Source organism: Marinimicrobium sp. UBA4509, from assembly GCF_002388575.1.
Lineage (GTDB): Bacteria > Pseudomonadota > Gammaproteobacteria > Pseudomonadales > Cellvibrionaceae > Marinimicrobium > Marinimicrobium koreense.
This window is the reverse complement of the sequence record NZ_DGMV01000091.1, coordinates 1-4,113: the sequence shown is the minus strand read 5'-3', so window position 1 is coordinate 4,113 and position 4,113 is coordinate 1. Positions and strand designations below refer to the sequence as shown.

At 60.8% G+C, this 4,113-nt stretch carries 3 protein-coding genes; 2 read left to right on the top strand and 1 reads right to left on the bottom strand.

The genetic code is table 11. The annotated features are described in order from the left end of the window. Positions 1-141: 141 nt before the first annotated feature. Entirely contained in the window at positions 142-894 is a 753-nt protein-coding gene (locus B3520_RS17170) for a flagellar brake protein (RefSeq protein ID WP_286806499.1), read from the top strand. Positions 895-1,034: 140 nt separating this feature from the next. Further along, a complete protein-coding gene (locus B3520_RS17165) occupies positions 1,035-2,606 on the top strand; it encodes a methyl-accepting chemotaxis protein (RefSeq protein ID WP_286876482.1) in 1,572 nt (523 codons plus the stop codon). Between the two features lie 23 nt (positions 2,607-2,629). On the opposite strand, the gene gorA is transcribed toward B3520_RS17165, so the two are convergent. Then, a complete protein-coding gene (gene gorA / locus B3520_RS17160) occupies positions 2,630-3,997 on the bottom strand; it encodes a glutathione-disulfide reductase (RefSeq protein ID WP_286806494.1) in 1,368 nt (455 codons plus the stop codon). Positions 3,998-4,113 lie beyond the last annotated feature (116 nt).

Genomic DNA, 4,113 nt, shown 5'->3' with positions numbered 1-4,113 from the left:
TCCCCAAAGGGGGTTACCCTCCCGCAGCCTTCTCTGCGAAGTCCCAAAATTTCGATCTGCACAATATGGCACACCCATTGCAAACTCACTCGTAACCGGCAAAGAACCGTCCGTTTTATCGACCTGGAATACGAGTCACCTATGGCCCTGTTGCGAGCACTGCTGCAAAAACTCTCCGCCAACGAACCCGCTGAGCGGCCGGCGCCCACGCCACAGGCTCCTGCGCCCGAAGCCGAGTGCGTCAAACACCTGCGCCCGCTCGCCGAACGTCGGCAACTGCTCGCCGTGCGCCATCAAGGCAGCGAATACCAAAGCCTCATCCTCGCCCTCGACACCCAACGGCAACTCCTCTGGCTCGACGAACTCTTCCCCCGGGCACTCAATCTCGAACCTGGCGACGAACTGACCGTCAGCTACCACGAAAACGGCCGCCTGTTCGAATTCAGTGCCCCGGTGGTGGGCTGGAGTACGCCCCAGAGAAGCGGTGGGCTCGCCCTGCCCTTGCCCGAACAGTTCTATCTCGGCCCCCGACGCCGTTGGCCCCGCCTCGACGTCTTCGGCTGGTACCCGATCAGCGCCCGCCTCGGTGTACCCGGGCTCTCCCCCCTGTGCGGAGAAATCCTCAACCTGTCCGCGGGCGGTATACGACTCGGACTCACCGGCGACTGGCGGCCGTTCCTGCACCACCGGGACATACTCCCGCTGTGCGAATTCACCGTCGCCCCGGGGCTCAAGGTTCGCTGCCGGGTGCGCGTCTGCGCGTTCAATCTCAGTCAGCGGCCCTGGCGTCAGACCCGGGTCAGCCTGTCTTTTGTCGACTTGCCTTCCGATACCCAAAATGCCCTGGCGGCCTTTGTGACCAACCAACAGAGCCGTGCACTGGCCGCCGCCTGAACGCGTGAGAATTCACTCAACTTAACGTCCGTGCGGTCGATAACGCCAGTAGGAGGACTACCCTTAAAGGGGTAGTTTCATCTAACATCGGCCAACAAACGCCGACTAGAAGTGATCGCGGTAACCGCTGAGGACACTGTATGCGCAACAACGGCCCCGTAACCGGCCGCAATATTCCGGTGAAACCCGGCGATGAACTGGTTTCATCAACGGACACCAAAGGCACCATCCAGTTCTGCAATGACACCTTTCAGGAAATTTCGGGCTTTACCCGGGACGAGCTGATCGGCCAGCCGCACAATATGATTCGCCACCCCGAAATGCCCGAGGCAGTCTTCGGTGTGATGTGGGGCGCGCTGAAAAGCGGTCGGCCCTGGATGGGTATTGTCAAAAACCGGTGCAAGAGCGGCGATCACTACTGGGTGGATGCCTACGTCACCCCCCTCAAAGACCGCGGCCAGGTACAGGGTTACGAGTCGGTGCGGGTTCACCCGGACGCGGAGCGGGTTGCCCGGGCCGAGGCGAGCTATCGACGGATGCGTGCCGGCAAGCCGGCCTGTCCGCGCTGGTTGAGCCTGTGGCATGCGACTCGAACACCGGTTCAGATCGGCGGCATTGCATTGCTCGTGCTATTACTGGGCAGCTGGCTGCTGGGATTGCTGACCCCGACCGTGGCGCTTGCCGCCCTACTGGGGAGCGCGGTCATCGGTGGTGCTACCCAGGCACTACTGGTACAGCACCTCAGCGAAAGCCTGAGCCGAGCCCGCGCCATTATGCACGACCCGATCGCGGCCTATATTTACACCGGTCGCAGTGACGCTTTGGGTGAAATCGAGTTTGCGCAATTGGCGCTGCGGGCGCGCCTGCGCACTGCTCTGGGGCGCTTTGGCGAATCCGCCCGGGAGTTGCACGGCCACGCCGCGCAGGCGCAGGCGCAGGCAGCACAAACCCACCGGGGTATGGACGAACAGCAGCGGGAAACCACTCGGGTGGCCGTGGCCATGCAACAGATGGCCCAGGCGGTGCAGGAAGTGGCCAGCGGCGCCTCGGACACCTCCGTGGCCACCCAAAGTGCCCTTGGCGAAGTCCAGCGCGGCGGCACGGTCATCAATACCGCCAGCGGCGCGATCGGGGACCTGTCTCGGCAGGTGGACAACCTGGGGCAAGTACTGGAGCGTCTGACCGCCGACAGTGGCGAGATTGCCAAGGTGGTGGATGTCATTCGGGGTATTGCCGAACAGACCAACCTGCTGGCGCTGAACGCGGCGATCGAAGCCGCCCGCGCCGGTGAGCAGGGGCGCGGGTTTGCGGTGGTGGCCGATGAGGTGCGCACCCTGGCTCAACGTACCCAGGACTCCACCGGGCACATTCGCAACATCATTGAGAAGCTCGGTGAAGCCACGGGGCAAGCTGGGGAGAGTATGGAGCAGTGTCTGAGTCTGGTCGATCGTAGCGTGGGCGAAATGGACAATGTACAGCAGGCGCTGTCGACCATTTCCGCCGCTGTGGAAAAAATCGATCAGATGTCACACCAGATTGCCTCCGCCGCCGAGGAGCAGTCGGCGACGGCCGTGGATATCGAACAGAACACCCAGCATATCAGCGACATTTCCGACCGCACCCAGAAAGAGGTCGCCGAGGCAGAAGCGCTCAACAAGGAAATGGAGCAGTTGTCAGAACGTCAGCTGAACCTGATTGTGCGTTTCGATTAACCGCCGTTTAGACGGGCACCGCGTCACTCATTGACGCGGGCCACCGGCTGGCGCAGGGTGACAAACTCTTCCGCCAGGGTCGGATGAATACCGATGGTGCGATCAAAGTCCGCTTTGGTCGCACCGGCGGTCATGGCCACACCCAGGCCCTGCATGATCTCACCCGCCTCAGGCCCCACCATGTGGCAACCCAGCACCCGGTCCGTATCCCGATCGACGATCAGTTTCACCAACGCCCGCTCGTCCAGATCCGGCAGGGTATATTGCATCGGGCGGAAGGCGCCCCGGTAAATATCCACGTGAACGCACTCCTTTCTGGCTTCTTCCTCGGTCAGACCGCAGCTTGCCATGGGCGGCTGACTGAACACCGCGGTGGGAATGTGCCGGTAGTCCACCCGCTCATTCATGCCGCCGAACAGGTTGCGGGCCAGGGCCATTCCCTGAGCCAGGGCAACCGGCGTCAGTTCATCGGGCCCGGTCACGTCGCCCAGTGCGTAGATGGACGGCTCGTCGGTCTGAAATTCCTCGTTCACCTGAATACGGCCCGCATCACTCAACCGCACCGCCGTGTTCTCCAACCCGAGCCCATCGGTTTTCGGCTTGCGCCCGGTAGCGTACATGACCTGCCCGACCGATAGCGTATTTCCCTGATCGGTATGAACCGTCAGCACATCGTCCGCGTTTTTCTCAATACGAGTGATGTCGGTGTTAAAGTGCAGGTGGATGCCTTTCTTGGGTAGCTCCTGCGCCAGATGCGTCCGCATATCCTCATCGAAACCACGCAGAAACAGCTCCCCGCGATAGCACAAGTGGGTTTCAACACCGAGGCCATTAAAAATCCCGGCAAACTCCACCGCGATATAACCACCGCCAACGATGACGATGCGCTCGGGAAGACTGTCCAGATAAAACGCTTCGTTGGAGCTAATGGCGTGCTCGACACCTGGCACTTCCGGCATCCAGGGCCAACCGCCCACAGCAATCAGGATGCGTTCGGCGGTGTAGGTATTGTCGCCTACGGCGACGGTGTGCCCGTCAACCAAGCTACCGGTGCCGTTGATGATTTCTACCCCAGCGGTGTTGAGCAGTTTGTCGTACACCTGATTGAGCCGTTCGATTTCGCGATCTTTGTTTGCACGCAGTTCCTGCCAATCAAACTTGATGGCCCCAGCGTGCCAGCCATAACCGGGGGCGGCGTGAAAGGTTTCTCGGTAGTGGGAAGCAAACACAAACAGTTTTTTGGGCACGCAACCGACATTGACGCAGGTACCACCAAGGTAGCGTTCTTCGATAATGCCCACTCTCGCCCCAAACTGCGCCGCAAACCGACTGGCCCGAACCCCACCGGACCCCGCGCCGATCACCAGCAAATCGTAATCGTATTGGCTCATTTTTGTCATTGCTCCTGTCGGTTTTCGTTCTCGAAACATTAGTCAACATTTAATCAATCGCAGCGTCACGACCGGTTCGGGAAGGGGGATACCTTTTCAAGACACGCCGTAAACCC